Origin of the sequence: Pantoea sp. FN0305, from assembly GCF_050113845.1 — a bacterium.
GTDB lineage: Bacteria > Pseudomonadota > Gammaproteobacteria > Enterobacterales > Enterobacteriaceae > Mixta > Mixta alhagi.
In genome coordinates this window covers 705,485-722,778 of record NZ_JBNJSN010000001.1, presented here as the reverse complement: position 1 = coordinate 722,778, position 17,294 = coordinate 705,485, and the positions used below count along the sequence as shown (strand labels likewise).

Genomic DNA, 17,294 nt, shown 5'->3' with positions numbered 1-17,294 from the left:
AACACCTTCAGAGGTTGTTTTAACTTCGCTCTACCACGTCTTCATCAATATAGCGCGTTACCGCCAGCAAACGGTTAATGTGCGTTAAAAGCAAATCGATATCAGACTGGATCACATCGGGCGATGCCCGCGAAGCAGCCAGTATGGCGTTGCTAATGTTCTTTTCGATGCTGTCAGATCCTTCTTTCCCGGCAGTTAACAACAGCGCGGCAACCAGCAGTGATTGTGCCTCCACCTGCGCTGTAAGTTCTTTGGCTTCCACATCCATTTTTGCCAGTTTCATCAAAATATCGATGACAAGGTGTTTCATGGTGATCCCCTTTTAGTTTTGCGAACGAAACTACCACGCAAATGGTGCAAGTTGTATAAGACAATACGTAAAGCAACCAGAATAATGATTTCTGATGTGCGCGTTAAAAAATGCATTTGATACTGTTTGCATATCCAGTATGATAACGGATGCTTCGAGCGGTGCCGAATCAAGAGGATTGCTACCCATGTTTGTTGAACTGATTTATGACAAGCGCAACGTTGCCGGGCTGCCTGGCGCGCATGAACTTATTCTGGAAGAGCTGCAAAAAAGAATTCATCGCACTTTCCCGGATGCAGAGGTAAAAGCTAAGGCTATGCAGCGTAACGCCATTGAAAGCGACGCCAGCAAAAGCGATAAATCGATTATTATCCGCATTGTTGAAGAAATGTTTGATGAAGCGGATATGTGGCTGGTAGCGGAATAACCTGTCTGTCAGATAAAGAAACCGCCCTTTGGGGCGGTTTTTTTTGGCTAGATTACCGTACTGGGATCCTGGCCTTCATCGTCATCATCTTCCAGCGGATCGGCATCGTCATCGTCGTCAGCGATTTCGTCCGGCGTTTGCGGTACGGGCTCATCATCTTCTAACGGATCATTTACATCAGGACGCTCTGACATTTTAACCTCCAGTAACCCGACAGGGGCTTAATAAGTGTAGGCGGTGGCCGTAGCTAATCGGGCAAGAAATTTATCTCTTGTCGATGCGGTCACAGTTAATGCGTCTGGCCTGTCGTTTGTCCCGAACTGCCTTTAAACCGGGCTTTTGCTGACCGCCTTTTATGTGCTTTAACGTGGCCCGGTTGATAACACTTTGCGTGCACATCTGATTTTCAGGCATAAAAAAAGCCCACCGAAGTGAGCCTTTTATTCAAAGTACGTACTGATAAATCAGCCGCTTTTGAAAGATTGCCCCGGTCAGCAGACCGAAGCTTTTGCCTTTATCATGCCCTTTGCTGCTCAGGTTAAAACCCTCATCGCTATCGCAAGGCTTGATACAGGCTAAAACGCCTTACAGCGCAACAACGTTAGTTGCTGACGGACCTTTAGCACCGTTCTCGATAGAGAACTCTACTTTCTGGCCTTCATCAAGGGTTTTGAAATCGTTGCTCTGGATTGCAGAGAAGTGTACGAATACATCTTTGCTGCCATCTTCCGGAGAAATGAAGCCGAAACCTTTCTCAGCGTTAAACCATTTTACTAAACCAGTCATTTTGTTAGACATAGTAACTTCCTTCTTAATTGGTGAGCCAGCTAGCGTGGCATACAAGGTCTGTATTGCAGAGAATACTTACTGGGCACTTAGAAGAGGCTCAAGAAGAAGGGTATCTAAGATAACGCTTTAAATGAGGACTGCTTTACTAAAACTGCTTTCATAAGGTCTGACTTCCAAACCGATGCGTCATTTACTCATGGAACCTAATTGAGCGCAAGCGTTATTTTGAATTGTTTTACTGTGCGGTATGAAATAATAAGCGCAGCGCTTGTGGGTGCTAAGCGCAGCGATATGTAAAGAAACGTATAGAAAAAAATAATGCTGCCGCGCTTTGTTTTATTAATATTCTCTGCTACGTCGTACAAAAAGCAACCTGAATGGCAGAGGCGTTCTATTCCCGCTTCGCTTTAATACTAAACCAGGCGGAAGCTGCCGCAAGGATTAAAAACATGACTCCAAAAGCCATGCCGCCGGCCATAAAACGAAGAATAGCACCAGCTAAAAACGCAACCGCTAAAATGGCAAAAAGTATACGTTTGTTCATGTATTTGCTCCCCTCATCTCTTTCCCTTAAAGATTAGCAGAGCCCCGGCGGCCCAAGATAAAAACTACGCGAAAACCTGCTGAAAACAGTAACGATCACTATTCAGCAATTGCCTGACATTCCGTAGTGGTATCCTTCATCAGGTCGCTAAAAATACCGCTTCGGCCTTTGCTCCACCACTGCCAGGTATTACCGTTATATTTCGCCCCACTGCCTGATATTACATTAGCCATCACTATTTCAGGACCATCGCCCTTCTTTATTACTGCAAGTGCGTTGGGCTGGTTATTATAATAGGTGACCTCAAGCCGTTGCCCATCATCACACCGGTAAACCGCCTGAGTGGTGTCGGTAACGCCCTTTCCCGGCAGTGAATAGGGTGTGCTGCATCCGCAGAGCAACATAGCGATAACGGCCAGACCTGCTTGATTTTTATGCATAACTCCTCCTTAAAATAAGCGCATATGGAGGCGGATTTGGTACTTTCTGAAAGCCCCGAATTTATCCCGCCATCGTGATTAACACCCATTATTAGCGTTAATTATTCCGCCATTCAGCAAATAATAGTGACACAAAATTGGGGCATCGCAGAGCTGATACCGCCTGGCTCTGCGAGCGAATGCATAACGGGAATGACTCAAGAGTGGATTTTAAGCCCTGTACGTTATTAAGGCTACATCTTCACCCGTCCAGATTTTAACGCTTGATCCGCATAGCTGTGTATCGTTGCGATAGCAACAGCCAGGCGTTTCGCCTTCGCTGGCGACTGGCTAATCTGTTCTATTTTTCGCGCCTGTGCGGCAATGGTTTTCTTGAGCTTTTCATTCTCCAGCAGCAGCGTGCTGCTATCATGACTGTGCAGCTGTTCGCAATAAAGCATTAAAGAGGAAAAATCATTAGCATTAAGCGTTACCGTTTCAGGCGTTCTTTTTTCAATCCAGCTAAGTAATGACCTGATACGCTCTGGCGACCAATCTGAAATCATTCTACTCATAAATAACTCTGGTATTTTGCTGTGCAAATAAAAATCAACAATAAGAACAAACTGTCATGCTTATTAAAGAGCGCTATTATTAGCCATTGCCTGATGTTGATAAAATGATCGAAATCAAGAATAAAAACGCAGTTTTATCCCTAATTCACTTATTCAATATAATAGTGCTTAAAATCAGATTTCCCCTGGCATCACAGATAGCGGGAAATGATGAAATTTCAGACAACTTATTATTTTCATCAAGTAGATTACCTTATAAAAACCCCCCCTGAGAATTGACGATGGCTAAAAACCTCCACCCAATTATTATTCAGCGTTCGTAATTTTCTTATTAATGTAATAAAAAATAGCGCTCACGATAAAAGATTGCTAATTATTCTTACTTATTTCATTTAATTATTGCTATCAATTATAAAAGCTTTTGATTGTTTATCCCATGTCCAAAACGCGCCCCCCCGTGGCTTGCGGCAACAAAAAACCGCCCGCAGGCGGCCTGATAAACATAACAGCATGCTAAGAGACGTTACCCACAATGTGGCCATCTATCTCTTCGATTTTTAGCCGTAGCAGGGCATTGTGCATTTCATCAAACTCGCCGTTACCTGATTTAATTCTCAGATCTTTCATATGGATAAAGTTTGCCGGGATAGATTCGCTTTCAGAAACGGGGGTGTATACATCATCCGCGACCCGCGCAAAATGTTCCGCCAGGTTTTCACCGATATCTCCCACCTGTGCTAAGTTTTCAGCCAGCGTTGAGTAGTACTCTTTACCAGAAATCATTAAGCCGCTGATCACCGTGCCTTTCAGGAAAAGGGTTATCCCAAAAGATCCGCCGACCGCATTTACTATATTAGTGAGATAAACCAAATCCATATCGCGCATCTTGCTTGCCACGACGTTTTTAACTTCTCTATCTTCAGACATCACATCCCCCTTGCCATAATGAAGGTGATACAGCTGATAAGAATATCTTTAGCTTAGTAGAAACCTGATGATGTGCCCGCTCTTGTTGGGTGCCCTCGCTGCCTGCCAAAAACATAACGCATTTTTAATTACCGGCTATGTATTGATCGCTTTTGCTGCTGTCATGTTGTAACAGGTAACAGCTTCCCTTGATATGACGCAATTTTTACCTCATATGTTGTGGTAGGATACTTCCCGCCTGGGTCGTTAGCTCAGCTGGTAGAGCAGTTGACTCTTAATCAATTGGTCGCAGGTTCGAACCCTGCACGACCCACCAGGCGGCCATCGTATAATGGCATTACCTCAGCTTCCCAAGCTGATGACGCGGGTTCGATTCCCGCTGGCCGCTCCACGCTTCCCTCTTTTTTACATGCGATATGCCGCAGCCGGCAGATTTTAGTGAATACTTCAGGACGGTATCGAACATTACAGGCAGATCGCCGCGCCGTCGCCACACAGCATCGACGCGCAATCAGAAGGAGGAGAAACAGTGAAGAAAACAATTTACCTGCCCCAGTTTGATAAAAAGGCGGAGGCTGAGGTTTTTGGGGGCAAAATCACCGTACGATACGACGGTAATGAAGGCTTCCCACGCAACCTTAAAGTTAAAGATCAGTTCTACGTCGTTATAGATGAGCAGGAAAAGGTGATGATCCTGACCCGAAAAGCCATTGGCTCATGGCACTTCTCATTGCTGTAACAATCCACTGAACTCAACAAGCCTCGCTCCTGCGGGGTTTTTTATTATCAGGCAGATCTTTTCCAGGCGAGATTTAACCAACAGGCCTGAACCTGGCCCACTACACCTGCATATTCATGAAACCACCTCATAGTGCCGCTATGCTGTGTTGATGCTGGGTGATGTGTGTTTTTGCAATGCATTACCGCAAACCGATTCCTTGCCTGCCGTGGCTTTGAGTTGCTTTGCGGTAATTTTTTGCCCTACATATGCCCTAACCCATCCAATGCACGTTTTGTGAGCAAAAAAGCTTTGGCAAAGGTCACAAAGCCCTGCATGTCCCAAATTTTTCTCACTTCCCCTTGCGGCTTTCGTAGACCACGAAACCAATCGAGAACACTATCCACACTGAATCCCTTGCCCTTGACTACCTTTCCTTTATATATACCTGTACGTTCTCAAACGTGACAACGCCAATGATCTGCATTTCTCTCAGCGCATCGCCCTCGATGGCCTCACCCTCAAATGTAATGATGCCGCCATAGAAGACGTGGCCGAACTGAATATTTATTATTTAAGATAATCTGGCTAAATTATTTGCCACGTAAAAAGTGATTGCTTATCTAGTGTTTACTCTCCACATAAATGCTAAACTGCATACACTGTAATTTTAAACAAAAGCAATAAAATAGAGTAAAGAAACTATGAGTACAGATAAAAACAGTACGAACATAAATCTACTTAAGATAGTTGCCAGCCTCATGGTGATGTTTATCCATGTGTCAGCGGTAAACTTTCCGAAGCTTGGGAAACATGAATGGGATGTATCTAATTTTTACAATTCATTTTCCCGTGTTTGCGTCCCTATTTTCTTTATGATATCTGGTTACTTCCTTATCACAAGAAACGAATCTGCTACAACATTCTACAAGAAGAGATTTACAAAAATAATCCCTCCTCTTGTTTTCTGGAGTGGTATTTTTTATTTATATAATTATATGTATGTAGGGGTTCCGCTTTACAACGCAACTGAGCTATTCAGTCGCCCAGCGTCTGCACATCTTTGGTTTCTATATGCCATGTTCGGGCTTTATTTATTCACCCCTTTCATTTCAAAAATATACAACAACAGTAGCGCGAAAGAGAGATTGATTTTTATTGGCATTTGGTTTGTAACATCATCAATAATTCCTGTGGCGAACTCAACATTTGGAATGACTATTAGCACAGGATTATTTCAGCTAACCACTATATATGGATATATAGGCTTCTTTTTTATTGGGGCGTGGATAAAAGACAATCAATCGGAAAGAGATAGTTTCGCAGCAGTTGCCTCACTGTTTTTATACATACTATTAAGTTTGCTTACCATGTATCTTACAAAACAATTTAGCTATAACTCTGGCAGGCCTAACGGAACATTCTATAGTTATCTATCACCTTTTGTAATTATAGGTGCGATAGCATTATTTTATTTCTTTATCTCCATTAAAATCGACAATACTATTGTAGTTAAGATTGCCAATATGTTTTCTTCTTTTGCACTAGGGGTTTACTGCATACACACCTTGTTTATATGGCCTTTAGCGAAAGAATTCCATATAGGTGGGGATGTTAACCCTACGGAATCCTATATACTTATAACCACACTTATAGTGTTTTTCACATCCTGCATCTTTTCTTACTTCGGTTCAAAAATTCCATTTGTGAAAAGAATGTTCTAATAGGCGCTCCCAATGGAGCGCTTTCTTAATTAGAAATTACGAGACACTTCTCGCCAAAGGCCCTCTGATGTATAAGAAAAAATCATCATGCTGCCAGCTGCTGGGGTTACGTTGGTTGAACCTTTCAAACGTATTGTTCCTGGCACCGCCCCATGCGCGACGGTAACACTCCCATTAAACTGCACAGTAACAACCTTTCCTGGTAACGCCCCGTTCATTGTCGTCATTGTAAAGGCAGAGGCAGGAGAGAGCATGAAACTATCATAGCTTATTACGTTAGGGTTAGCCGCTGCTGTAAATGTTGGTATGCTTGGCGCATCGACTTTAACCGTTGCAACTGTACCTGCAAACAACCCAGCCGTCCCTGGCGGCATGTAATCGTGTGAAGGGAAAGTAATCACATGCCCATTTAGTGAACTTGCGTTATTGAAAAGATAACGATGCGATGTGCCGTATACTATTGCTTTTATAAAATGCGGTGATAATGGAGCATTAATATAGATAGCATCGTGAATGCCTTCACCGGAAAGCCCGGCATTTGTAATACGGGCATCAAATGCGAATCTATTGCAGCTAACCGGAACAAGCGCAGCGGACTGGGTATTGAGTATTTGAGCGCCACCAGACACCTCAAGACATGAGACAAAAGAAATACCATAACCACCACAGTTGTTTACTCTCGTATCGTGATCTATATAAACATTATCACATTGAGGAAACGTCATACCATTCCTGACTGCACTGTTCACCCTGATATTTTTTAATATAACTTGGTCTGTATGTTCAGTGTCAGAATCACCTGAACAATTCACACCATCCCTTCCTGCTGACTCTATGGTAATATCTTCAATGACAAAGTTTCTGGATTTGATCGCATGGTTAACAGTGTCACCCTCTATGGACACTGCGTCATAGCTGGTAGTACCAATCCTTATGTTTTTAAACCTGCCATTCACTACGTTAACTTGTGCCGTAACTGCTTTTCTATCAGCATTAGGGATATATAAATCCTCAGCGTAGAAATCCTCACAACCTGCAAATCCAATGGCATTGTCAAGATTGCCAGAGCCATTAGCGGAAACGGAACCACCTCTAATTCCAACTCCCTTTATCCTGCCACTCTCTGAAGTTAGTGAACCACTAAAACCAATACAGTATCCTTTATTTGGAGTAGCCGTTTCTGTGTGTACATGCACTCCATCACCAAGCTTAATTTCTACTCCAGAGAATGTTATTGTTAAAGAATCACTTAGCTCTACATCATTGAATCCATTAAGCGACTCAACACACAAGACCCCCCCACCATTTTGCCCAACAAAATCTGCCCCAAGTTGAATAGCCGCCCGGTCATCGACGCCATTACCCAAAACCCCGAAAGCACGAGCGCTTTGCACAGGCTGTTTAACCATCTTCCAGCCAATCCCATCAGCATCATATACAAGAGCTTCATCTCCTGATGATGGAGTACCTGTAGTACCTGATCGCCGATAACTCGCCCCACCAAGTCCTCCCGCATGGTGCTCAATAGTCATAACGATTTCAACGATGCCATGCTTTCCACTTTTAAGATCAGAAAAATAAGGAACGCTCTTTACCGCATGCGGAATGATGTCTACGCCGTTGATTTCAAGGTCTTGACGCAGGCGATCCGGATCATATTTCAGTACATTAGGGAAATAGAACTGCTGGACGCGGTACGCGTCGTAGACGGCCATCGAGTGCCCTTCTATGGTCACAAACTTAACAATCTGACCGTTGTATACTGGGAACCTTGCCGAATTGATAACTATAGGTTGTGAAATTGGAACGGTTGAGCCGTCTTCGTTTTCTACATAAACCTGTATCTGATTTGATGGGATGGTTGGATCTGTATCAATTTTGCCGATATAAATACGCCCGTTAGCGAGCGCTTTAAAAGAACGGGCGGCCGTAAAGAGTTGAGACGGCATCGAAACGACTACATTCGCTGTGATGTCTTGCATTTGGTTTTGCTCCGGGCGTAGTCATGCCTCGCGGTAAAGCGTCTGGCGTTAAATTAATAGGGGGTTTTAAGATGAAAAAAGTGTTTTTTTTGGCTGCAATTTCACTGACTGGATGCGCAAAAATTAGCGACTATCAGACAAGTTGTGAGCAACGGTTCTCGCGACTTTCTGACGTGGCTACTTGTCTGGACTCCAGCGTAAAAAATGACTCAAGAATGTCGAGCGCTGCTGAACCAAAGCTTTACGTACTGGCTGCAAGGATGCTCGGACAAAAGGTTGATAACGGAGAAATAAGCGACATACAGGCAAGGATTGAGCTGCAAAATTTCTATATCTCCTTGCAGAAGCAGGAGCAAGCTAACCAAATGGCTCAGAGCCAGGCAATACAGCAGGCTCTTCTTAATGCTCAGGCCGTCAATACATTGCAATCCATTGAACAAAAAAACAGACAGCCCACTTACGTACCGCCAGCTCCACTCCATAACAACAATGTCACAACGAATTGCTACACATTTGGCAATCAAACTCAGTGCCGGAGCTATTAGCTTTCATGACGTTAAATTAAGGGGCTGAAATGCATCCACCATTGCTTTACAGGCTCAAATAGCTACCCCTGGATTCAGGGACGTTTAACTATCAGGAAAGCTTTCCCGATTCTCCACTCTTCAGACATTCGCACACACAGGAAAGCGAAATAACCATGGGTCAGCTGGCAGCCCGCTGGTTAAAGTTAAAGGAACCAGAAATTGCACACAGCACATACTGTACGTATGAACGCCGGGTAAGAAAGACGATTGAGATGCTTGGGTCTGACCGGGCGGTAGGCTCAGTAAAAAGCGAGGATTTACTTAATCTCAGGAGAGAGCTTCTAACCGGGCCACAACTTCCGGGCAGAATGCATTCAGTAGAGAAACAGGGGCGATCGGTTGCCACCGTAAACGGATGCATGCCAGACCTGTCTGCACTGTTTAAGTTTGCCTTTGATAATGGCTACATACCCCGCAATCCTATGGCAAGTATCGCACCACTTAAGAAGGACCATAAGAAACCAGATCCACTTACCCGCGATGAGTTCGCCCGAGTCATTGAGAAATGCGCAAACCGTCAGGTTGCCAATTTATGGAGCCTGGCGGTATTAACCGGATTGCGTCATGGCGAATTATGCGCACTCGCATGGGAAGATATCGATTTGAAGGCCGGTTATCTGAAGGTGTGCCGCAACCTGACCAATGAAGGCCGGTTTACTCCACCGAAAACCAGAACCAGTACCAACCGCATCGTTTGTCTTATCGATAGTGCGATAGAAGTCCTTAAAGACCAGATGGAACTGACCCGCATGAACAAACCCATCGATATCGAAGTTCACATGCGTGAGTTCCAGAAAAAGGAGCAGGAGCAATGCACCTTTGTCTTTAATCCAGGCATCTACGCAATAAACAGTCTGGCCGGGAACTATTACGCGGTGGCCTCTTTAGGGCAGACATGGAAATCAGCGCTCAGACGTGCCGGGGTGAGGCACCGGAAGGCATATCAGTCTCGTCACACCTATGCATGCTGGTCATTGTCTGCCGGAGCCAACCCAAACTTTGTGGCAAACCAAATGGGGCATGCGAATTCCCAAATGGTTTACCAGGTATACGGGGCGTGGATGCCGGAGAATAACAACGAGCAAGTTAGTCTTCTGAACTCAAAGCTGAATGAATTTGTCCTACATATGCCCTACAGGAGAACAGCAAGCCAAGGTATTTAATATATTTCAGTAAGTTACCCCACTACACCTGCATATTCATGATTTCCTGATAAGCTGATACCAGCTTATTACGCACCTGAATGCCCATCTGCATGGAAACCGATGATTTCTGCAGATCGATCATTACGTCGTTCAGCGCGATACCCGGTTTACCCATCGTAAAGTCCTGTGCCTGCGCACGCGCGTGGTTTTGCGTTTCGCTGATCTTGTCCAGCGCCGCTTTCATCTGCGCAGAAAAATCAGCCTGCGCCACGCTGTCAGTGTTTCTGTTACTGGCCTGCAGCGAACCAAGCTGCAGCTGCTGAATCACGCTTTCTATCCCCTGGATTGCCATGTTAACCCTCGTTGTTATTGGCGGTTCGTTTAGTTTGTGCAAATAAACTTAACACAAAGTCAATAGGACAAAGGGTGTAAATGACAGCAAAAAACATGGCTTTTTGACCCATCGAAATTTGCGAATAGGAAAATAATGGCATCCATTGAAGTGGAACTTTTCTAAGCCGTATCAGGGAGTCAGTTTTGTCACCACTTAACACACAGTCCGGTCAACTGTCAGGCAGGAAATGGTCATGAATGCAACCGCAACTCAGGAAACAACAAATAAGAAAGGCTTAAATGACCTTGTTGCCCGCCTGCGCGCCAATCCGCGGATCCCGCTGATAATCGCAGCCGCCGCCGCTACTGCCATCATTGTTGCGATGGTACTGTGGGCAAAAGCACCGGCTTATAGCGTCCTTTATAATAACCTTTCAAATGAGGATGGCGGCGCAATCGTGACGCAGCTGACTCAGATGAATATCCCTTACCGCTTTGAAGATAAAGGCGGCGCCTTAATGGTGCCGGCAGAAAAGGTACATGAGCTGCGCCTGCGTCTTGCTCAGCAGGGGCTGCCAAAAGGCGGCGCCGTGGGCTTTGAACTGCTGGATAAAGAGAAGTTCGGTATCAGCCAGTTCAGCGAGCAGGTGAACTACCAGCGTGCGCTGGAAGGTGAGCTGTCACGCACCATCGAATCACTCGGTCCGGTAAAACGCGCCCGTGTACACCTGGCGATGCCGAAACCAACGCTGTTCGTTCGCGAACAGAAATCCCCTTCCGCCTCCGTCACGCTGAACCTGCAGCCGGGTCGTGCGATGGATGAAGGTCAAATCAACGCTATCGTTCATATGGTTTCCAGCAGCGTAGCCGGTCTCCCGCCAGGCAACGTCACGGTTGTCGATCAAAGTGGTCGCCTGCTGACGCGTTCCGACGCGGCCGGACGTGACCTGAACGATGCCCAGCTGAAATATGCAACCGAAGTAGAAAGCCGTTATCAGCAGCGCATTGAAGCGATCCTTGCGCCGATCGTCGGCAGCGGCAATGTGCACGCACAGGTCACCGCCCAAATCGATTTCGATACGCGTGAACAAACAGAAGAGCAATACAAACCAAATACCGATCCGGTGAATGCCGCTGTTCGCTCACGTCAGAGCAGTAGCAATGAGCAGATTGGCGGCCAGTATCCTGGCGGCGTACCGGGTGCGCTGTCTAATCAGCCTGCGCCTGCGAACAGCGCGCCGATCGAAACGCCAAAAGCAGATGCTAATGCGGCGAATCCGGCTGCGGCTAACACAACCACCACCGCTGCGCGTCCGGTGCCGTCTAATACGCATCACGATGAAACCACCAACTATGAGCTGGATCGCACCATTCGTCATACCAAGATGAATGTGGGCGGCGTGAAACGCCTGTCGGTTGCTGTAGTAGTGAACTACCGTGCCGATGATAAAGGCAAGGCGGTAGCGCTGAACGAGAAGCAGCTAAAACAGATTGAAGATCTCACGCGCGAAGCAATGGGCTTCTCCAGCGATCGTGGCGACAGCATCAACGTGGTCAACTCACAGTTTACCCAGACTGAGGATACCGTCAGCGAACTTCCGTTCTGGCAGCAGCAGTCCTTCTTCGAACAGATGATGAACGCGGGACGCTGGTTACTGGTCGCTCTGGTTGCCTTCATCCTCTACCGCAAACTGATTCGTCCGCACCTGCTGCGTAAGCAGGAACTGACCAAACAGGCGGCTGAACAAGCGGCAGCGCTGGAGCAGCAACGTAAGGAACAAGAAGCCTTCTCTGTTTCGCTCAGCACAGACGATCAGGAGCAGGAACGTAAATCTAAACATCGCGTCAGCGCCGAAGTCATGAGCCAGCGCATCCGCGATATGTCTGAAAACGATCCACGCGTTGTGGCGCTGGTGATCCGCCAATGGATGAGTAACGAACTATGAGTCTGACCGGTACTGAAAAAAGCGCCGTCCTGCTGATGACGATCGGTGAAGACCGTGCCGCTGAGGTGTTCAAGCATCTCAGCACGCGGGAAGTGCAGCACCTTAGCGCAGCCATGGCCAATATGAATCAGGTTTCTCACCAGCAGCTGGCCGAAGTGCTACGTGAGTTCGAGACGGATGCCGAGCAGTTCGCGGCGCTGAGCCTGAACTCCAACGAATATCTGCGTTCGGTTCTGATCAAAGCGCTGGGCGAAGAGCGTGCTTCGACGCTGCTGGAAGATATTCTGGAAACGCGCGAAACCACCACCGGTATGGAAACGCTCAACTTTATGGAGCCGCAGGCGGCTGCCGATTTGATCCGCGACGAACACCCGCAGATCATCGCCACCATCCTGGTCCATCTCAAGCGTTCACAGGCGGCGGATATCCTGGCTCAGTTCGACGATCGTCTGCGTCACGACGTGATGCTGCGTATCGCCACCTTCGGCGGCGTGCAGCCAGCGGCGCTGGCGGAGCTGACCGAAGTGCTCAACTCGCTGCTGGATGGTCAAAACCTCAAGCGTGCGAAGATGGGCGGCGTAAGAACCGCAGCGGAAATCATCAACCTGATGAAAACGCAGCAGGAAGAAGCTGTTATGGAAGCGGTACGCGAGTTCGATGGCGAACTGGCGCAGAAAATTGTCGACGAAATGTTCCTGTTCGAAAACCTGGTGGATGTGGACGACCGCAGCATCCAGCGCCTGCTGCAGGAAGTGGAATCCGAATCGCTGCTGGTTGCACTGAAGGGCGCCGATCAGCCGCTGCGCGAGAAGTTCCTCAAGAATATGTCGCAGCGTGCTGCCGATATTCTGCGCGACGACCTCGCCAACCGTGGCCCGGTACGTATGTCGATGGTAGAAAACGAACAGAAAGCGATCCTGCTTATCGTGCGTCGTCTGGCGGAAAGCGGCGAAATGGTAATTGGCGGCGGCGAGGAAACCTATGTCTGATGCCTTTTCTTCCCGTCCGTGGCAGCGCTGGCAGCCTGACGATCTAACGCGCTTTGATCAGCCCGACGCTGAGCCGCAGGCCGAGCCCGATTTCGCCTTCGACACCAGCGAAGAAAGCGAAGACTTTTCGCCGCAGTCGCAGCTGGAGCAGATGCAGACCCAGGCACGCCTTGACGCCCATGCGCAAGGCTATGCCGAAGGCCAGCAGAAAGGCTTTAATGAAGGCAGGCAGGCGGGTTTTGATGCCGGTTTTCAGCAGGGGCTGGCGGAAGCTCAGCAGCAGCAGGCGCCGGTTCAGGCGCGCATGCAGCAGCTGGTAACCGAATTTCAGCATACGCTGGAAGCGCTGGACAGCGTCATCGCCTCACGTCTGCTGCAGCTGGCGCTGGAAGCGGCGCGGCAGGTTATCGGCCAGGCCACGGCGGTCGACGGCTCTGCCCTGCTGCGTCAGATTCAGCAGATGATCCAGCAGGAACCCATGTTCAGCGGCAAGCCGCAGCTGCGAGTTCATCCTGACGATCTGCAGCGCGTGGAACAAACGCTTGGCCCAACGCTCGATCTGCATGGCTGGCGTCTGTTGGCTGACAGCTCGCTGCATCCGGGCGGCTGCAAACTGAGCGCGGAAGATGGCGATCTGGACGCCAGCGTGGCGACACGCTGGCATGAACTGTGTCGCCTGGCGGCACCAGGAGAGCTGTAATGACGACTCGTCTTTCACGCTGGCTGGGTTCACTGGATGCGTTTGAAAAACGCATGGCAGAAGTGCCTGAGGTACGCCGCTATGGTCGCCTGACGCGCGCCACCGGTCTGGTACTGGAGGCGACTGGCCTGCAGTTGCCGCTGGGGGCGACCTGCGTTATTGAACGCCATGACGGTAAACAGGTTTCTGAAGTTGAGAGCGAAGTGGTTGGCTTCAACGGTCAGAAACTCTTTTTGATGCCGCTGGAAGAAGTGGAAGGCATTTTGCCCGGCGCGCGCGTATTCGCCCGCGTCAGCGGTGATAACGCGCAGAGCGGAAAACAGCTAATGCTGGGTCCTCAGCTGCTCGGTCGCGTGCTGGACGGCAGCGGTCGTCCGTTGGACGGCTTGCCCGCGCCGGAAACCGGCTACCGCGCCCCCTTGATTACCCCACCTTTTAACCCGCTGCAGCGCACACCGATTACCGACGTGCTGGATACCGGCGTACGCGCGATCAATGCGCTGCTGACGGTAGGCCGCGGTCAGCGTATGGGCCTGTTTGCCGGTTCCGGCGTGGGTAAATCGGTGCTGCTCGGCATGATGGCGCGCTATACCAAAGCCGATGTGATTGTGGTCGGCCTGATTGGCGAGCGTGGCCGTGAAGTTAAAGATTTTATTGAAAATATTCTTGGCACCGAAGGGCGTGCGCGCTCGGTGGTGATTGCCGCTCCGGCGGATGTATCTCCGCTGCTGCGTATGCAGGGCGCGGCTTATGCCACGCGCATCGCTGAAGATTTCCGCGATCGCGGTCAGCACGTGTTGCTGATTATGGATTCATTAACGCGCTATGCCATGGCGCAGCGTGAAATTGCGCTGGCAATCGGCGAGCCGCCGGCGACCAAAGGCTATCCGCCTTCGGTTTTCGCCAAGCTGCCTGCGCTGGTGGAACGCGCCGGGAACGGCATCGACGGCGGCGGTTCGATCACTGCTTTCTATACCGTATTAACCGAAGGCGATGACCAGCAGGATCCGATCGCTGACTCCGCGCGCGCCATTCTTGACGGCCACGTGGTGCTGTCGCGGCGGCTGGCGGAGGCAGGCCACTATCCGGCTATCGATATCGAAGCCTCAATCAGTCGTGCGATGACCTCGCTGATCGATGAAGCGCACTATGCGCGCGTGCGCCAGTTTAAACAGTTGCTCTCCAGCTATCAGCGCAACCGCGATCTGATTAGCGTCGGTGCCTATGCAGCCGGGAGCGATCCGATGCTGGATAAGGCAATCAAACTGTGGCCAATGCTGGAATCCTTTTTGCAACAGGGCATCTTCGAGCAGAGCCGCTATGACGATGCCTGCCTGCATCTCCAGGCAATTTTTGGTTGATGTCGTCGGGCCACGGTCCGGCGCGAGGAATGAGGTCACCTGACGATGGCTAAACCCAACAGTGCGATGGAAACCCTGCGCGACCTGGCGCAGAAAGAGGTGGAAGACGCGGCTATCCGGCTGGGCACGATGCGTCGCGCCCAACAGCAGGCGGATGAGCAGCTGAATATGCTGCTCAACTATCAGGATGAATATCGTCATAAGCTGAACAACAACATGTCGACCGGCATCGCCAGTTCGCGCTGGACTAACTATCACCAGTTTATTCAGACGCTGGAAAAAGCCATCGAACAGCATCGTCATCAACTGACACAGTGTACGCAGAAAGTCGAGCAGGCGCTTGACGTCTGGCGCAACAAACAGCAGCGGCTGCACGCCTGGGAAACGCTTCAGGCTCGTTCGCAGGCCAATGAACTATTACAGGAAAACCGTCTCGATCAGAAACGGATGGATGAGTATGCCCAACGGGCATCTTTGAGGAAGGCTAATGATTAAGTTGCCAACATCAGTGAATACCGTCAGCGCCGATAGTGGTGTCGACCTTACCAACGGCACCGGCCTTGTCAGCGGCGATGGCGCGGCCTCCGGCCAGCTGTCGGAGGCGTTCCTGACGCTGCTCGGCAATCGTCTGCTGACGCTGGCGAAACAGGGCGATGGAAAAGCCACGCTGCCCGCTGATGCGCAAAAAGCGCTGGCAGAAAAAAAACCGGTAAGCGAACTGAGCCAACTGCTGGCTGCAGTGCAAAATCCTGAAGCAATTGATGCGCTGCTGACGCCGGAAAAGGCTAAAGAGAACCTTAAACTCGCCGATGATAAAGAGGAGCTGAAACGAGACAGTTTAAGCGCTGCCGATCAGCAATCTTTACAGGCGCTGTTTGCCATGCTGCCGCAAACGCCGCTGGTACAGCAGGCCGCAAAAAGTAATGACGTGAAACTGGAAGGTAGTGGCCTCGGCGCACTCAATAGCCAAAGCGGCAACCTGAAAGCGGCGCTGCTCGCGCAACAGCCTGTTACCACGGATGCTGATGCGGAGAAAACCAGCCTGAGCAGCGGTATGTCGTTGGCTGCTGCTGCGACGACCGCTGCCGGTAGCGAGGAGGAATCTCCGCTTTCCAGCTTCCAGAATCTGATGAATGAAACGCGTCAGAATGAAGGCACAGAGAATAAAGAAAATCTGCCGACGCATACGCTAAGCGCGCTGTCAGCAGCAATGAATAGCGCAACCGCCGCAACCGCCGCCCCTGCTGCTTCGGCAACGGCCATGACGCCGGTAACCTCGCAGATTAATGCGCAGCTGGGCAGTCCGGAGTGGCAACAGGCGGTAAGCCAGCAGGTGCTGATGTTCAGTCGCAACGGGCAACAGAACGCCGAGCTGCGTCTGCATCCGGACGATTTGGGTGCGATCCAGATCAGCCTGAAGCTGGATAACGATCAGGCGCAGTTGAGTATGGTGTCAAACCATAGTCATGTACGCGCTGCGCTGGAAGCCGCCCTGCCTCATCTGCGCACCGCGCTGGCAGAAAGCGGCATCAACCTGACGCAAAGCAATGTCAGCAGCGACGCTTTCCCGCAGAGCCAGAGTTTCGGCAGCCAGCAGGAACCGCGTCGCGACCAGCCTCAGGGCGCATTTCCGCTGGCATCAGGTAGCGAAGATGACGTAACGCCGCTGGCGGTCCCCGCCGCATTACAGGCGCGGGCGGCGGGCAGTAGCGCAGTAGATACATTCGCCTGACGGCGACAAACGCCAAAGGTAAAAGCAAAAGGCGCGTCTTTTCCCCCCATTGATCGGCGAGAGACGCGCGATAATCACTTCCGGCT

The 17,294-nt window shown here is 49.6% G+C and carries 20 protein-coding genes and 2 tRNA genes; 13 read left to right on the top strand and 9 right to left on the bottom strand.

Annotated elements, in window-relative coordinates:
* Nucleotides 1-19: 19 nt before the first annotated feature.
* Nucleotides 20-310: an anti-adapter protein IraP gene (gene iraP, locus ACQE3Y_RS03340; protein WP_085071380.1), complete on the bottom strand. Its 291-nt coding sequence runs from the start codon at nucleotides 308-310 to the stop codon at nucleotides 20-22.
* A gap of 187 nt (nucleotides 311-497) precedes the next feature.
* Here iraP and ACQE3Y_RS03335 point away from each other — a divergent pair, with 187 nt between their 5' ends.
* Nucleotides 498-737: a DinI-like family protein gene (locus tag ACQE3Y_RS03335; RefSeq protein WP_038625468.1), complete on the top strand. Its 240-nt coding sequence runs from the start codon at nucleotides 498-500 to the stop codon at nucleotides 735-737.
* A gap of 47 nt (nucleotides 738-784) precedes the next feature.
* Here ACQE3Y_RS03335 and ACQE3Y_RS03330 read toward each other — a convergent pair whose 3' ends face one another.
* The 6 genes from ACQE3Y_RS03330 to ACQE3Y_RS03305 all read right to left on the bottom strand — a co-directional run bounded on the left by ACQE3Y_RS03330 (nucleotide 785) and on the right by ACQE3Y_RS03305 (nucleotide 3,991).
* Nucleotides 785-931 (bottom strand): hypothetical protein, encoded by a 147-nt coding sequence (locus tag ACQE3Y_RS03330; protein WP_167373296.1) that lies wholly within the window; start codon nucleotides 929-931, stop codon nucleotides 785-787.
* A 391-nt stretch (nucleotides 932-1,322) separates the two neighbouring features.
* Nucleotides 1,323-1,535: a transcription antiterminator/RNA stability regulator CspE gene (gene cspE, locus ACQE3Y_RS03325; RefSeq protein WP_085071379.1), complete on the bottom strand. Its 213-nt coding sequence runs from the start codon at nucleotides 1,533-1,535 to the stop codon at nucleotides 1,323-1,325.
* A gap of 382 nt (nucleotides 1,536-1,917) precedes the next feature.
* On the bottom strand, nucleotides 1,918-2,070 hold the full coding sequence (locus ACQE3Y_RS03320; RefSeq protein WP_250650216.1) for a hypothetical protein: 153 nt from the start codon (nucleotides 2,068-2,070) through the stop codon (nucleotides 1,918-1,920).
* Between the two features lie 98 nt (nucleotides 2,071-2,168).
* The gene (locus ACQE3Y_RS03315) at nucleotides 2,169-2,510 is read right to left on the bottom strand and encodes an MliC family protein (RefSeq protein ID WP_426980860.1); all 342 of its coding nucleotides are present in this window, start codon (nucleotides 2,508-2,510) and stop codon (nucleotides 2,169-2,171) included.
* Between the two features lie 233 nt (nucleotides 2,511-2,743).
* Nucleotides 2,744-3,091: a hypothetical protein gene (locus ACQE3Y_RS03310; protein WP_426980859.1), complete on the bottom strand. Its 348-nt coding sequence runs from the start codon at nucleotides 3,089-3,091 to the stop codon at nucleotides 2,744-2,746.
* Nucleotides 3,092-3,577: 486 nt separating this feature from the next.
* Entirely contained in the window at nucleotides 3,578-3,991 is a 414-nt protein-coding gene (locus ACQE3Y_RS03305) for a gas vesicle protein (RefSeq protein ID WP_426972150.1), read from the bottom strand.
* Nucleotides 3,992-4,231: 240 nt separating this feature from the next.
* Here ACQE3Y_RS03305 and ACQE3Y_RS03300 point away from each other — a divergent pair.
* The 4 genes from ACQE3Y_RS03300 to ACQE3Y_RS03285 all read left to right on the top strand — a co-directional run bounded on the left by ACQE3Y_RS03300 (nucleotide 4,232) and on the right by ACQE3Y_RS03285 (nucleotide 6,433).
* Nucleotides 4,232-4,307, top strand: a tRNA-Lys gene (locus ACQE3Y_RS03300).
* Between the two features lies 1 nt (nucleotide 4,308).
* Nucleotides 4,309-4,382: transfer RNA gene (locus ACQE3Y_RS03295), tRNA-Gly, on the top strand.
* Nucleotides 4,383-4,520: 138 nt separating this feature from the next.
* Nucleotides 4,521-4,730 (top strand): hypothetical protein, encoded by a 210-nt coding sequence (locus tag ACQE3Y_RS03290; RefSeq protein ID WP_085071375.1) that lies wholly within the window; start codon nucleotides 4,521-4,523, stop codon nucleotides 4,728-4,730.
* A gap of 683 nt (nucleotides 4,731-5,413) precedes the next feature.
* Nucleotides 5,414-6,433, top strand: a complete 1,020-nt coding sequence (locus ACQE3Y_RS03285; RefSeq protein ID WP_426980858.1) for an acyltransferase — start codon at nucleotides 5,414-5,416, stop codon at nucleotides 6,431-6,433.
* 29 nt (nucleotides 6,434-6,462) lie between these two features.
* Here ACQE3Y_RS03285 and ACQE3Y_RS03280 read toward each other — a convergent pair whose 3' ends face one another.
* Nucleotides 6,463-8,415, bottom strand: coding sequence for a phage head-binding domain-containing protein (locus ACQE3Y_RS03280; RefSeq protein WP_426980857.1), 1,953 nt, complete (start codon nucleotides 8,413-8,415; stop codon nucleotides 6,463-6,465).
* 71 nt (nucleotides 8,416-8,486) lie between these two features.
* On the opposite strand from ACQE3Y_RS03280, the gene ACQE3Y_RS03275 reads away from it, so the two are divergent.
* Nucleotides 8,487-8,960: a hypothetical protein gene (locus ACQE3Y_RS03275; RefSeq protein ID WP_426980856.1), complete on the top strand. Its 474-nt coding sequence runs from the start codon at nucleotides 8,487-8,489 to the stop codon at nucleotides 8,958-8,960.
* Nucleotides 8,961-9,115: 155 nt separating this feature from the next.
* Nucleotides 9,116-10,165 carry a tyrosine-type recombinase/integrase gene (locus tag ACQE3Y_RS03270; RefSeq protein ID WP_426980855.1) on the top strand — a complete coding sequence of 350 codons (1,050 nt, stop codon included), beginning with the start codon at nucleotides 9,116-9,118 and terminating at the stop codon, nucleotides 10,163-10,165.
* 22 nt (nucleotides 10,166-10,187) lie between these two features.
* Here ACQE3Y_RS03270 and fliE read toward each other — a convergent pair whose 3' ends face one another.
* Entirely contained in the window at nucleotides 10,188-10,499 is a 312-nt protein-coding gene (gene fliE, locus ACQE3Y_RS03265) for a flagellar hook-basal body complex protein FliE (protein WP_085071304.1), read from the bottom strand.
* 235 nt (nucleotides 10,500-10,734) lie between these two features.
* Between fliE and fliF the strand changes: the two genes are divergently transcribed.
* The 6 genes from fliF to ACQE3Y_RS03235 are packed head-to-tail and all read left to right on the top strand — an operon-like array spanning nucleotide 10,735 to nucleotide 17,208.
* Entirely contained in the window at nucleotides 10,735-12,426 is a 1,692-nt protein-coding gene (fliF, locus tag ACQE3Y_RS03260; RefSeq protein ID WP_426972145.1) for a flagellar basal-body MS-ring/collar protein FliF, read from the top strand.
* Nucleotides 12,423-13,415, top strand: a complete 993-nt coding sequence (fliG, locus tag ACQE3Y_RS03255) for a flagellar motor switch protein FliG (protein WP_426972144.1) — start codon at nucleotides 12,423-12,425, stop codon at nucleotides 13,413-13,415. The genes fliF and fliG overlap by 4 nt, the downstream gene beginning before the upstream one ends.
* Nucleotides 13,408-14,115 (top strand): flagellar assembly protein FliH, encoded by a 708-nt coding sequence (gene fliH, locus ACQE3Y_RS03250; RefSeq protein ID WP_426972143.1) that lies wholly within the window; start codon nucleotides 13,408-13,410, stop codon nucleotides 14,113-14,115. Before fliG ends, fliH begins: the two co-directional genes overlap by 8 nt.
* Complete coding sequence (gene fliI, locus ACQE3Y_RS03245; protein ID WP_426972141.1) at nucleotides 14,115-15,476, top strand: flagellar protein export ATPase FliI; 1,362 nt, start codon at nucleotides 14,115-14,117, stop codon at nucleotides 15,474-15,476. Before fliH ends, fliI begins: the two co-directional genes overlap by 1 nt.
* A 45-nt stretch (nucleotides 15,477-15,521) precedes the next feature.
* On the top strand, nucleotides 15,522-15,971 hold the full coding sequence (fliJ, locus tag ACQE3Y_RS03240; protein WP_085071299.1) for a flagellar export protein FliJ: 450 nt from the start codon (nucleotides 15,522-15,524) through the stop codon (nucleotides 15,969-15,971).
* Nucleotides 15,964-17,208 carry a flagellar hook-length control protein FliK gene (locus ACQE3Y_RS03235; protein WP_426980854.1) on the top strand — a complete coding sequence of 415 codons (1,245 nt, stop codon included), beginning with the start codon at nucleotides 15,964-15,966 and terminating at the stop codon, nucleotides 17,206-17,208. The genes fliJ and ACQE3Y_RS03235 overlap by 8 nt, the downstream gene beginning before the upstream one ends.
* The last annotated feature ends 86 nt before the right edge of the window (nucleotides 17,209-17,294 follow it).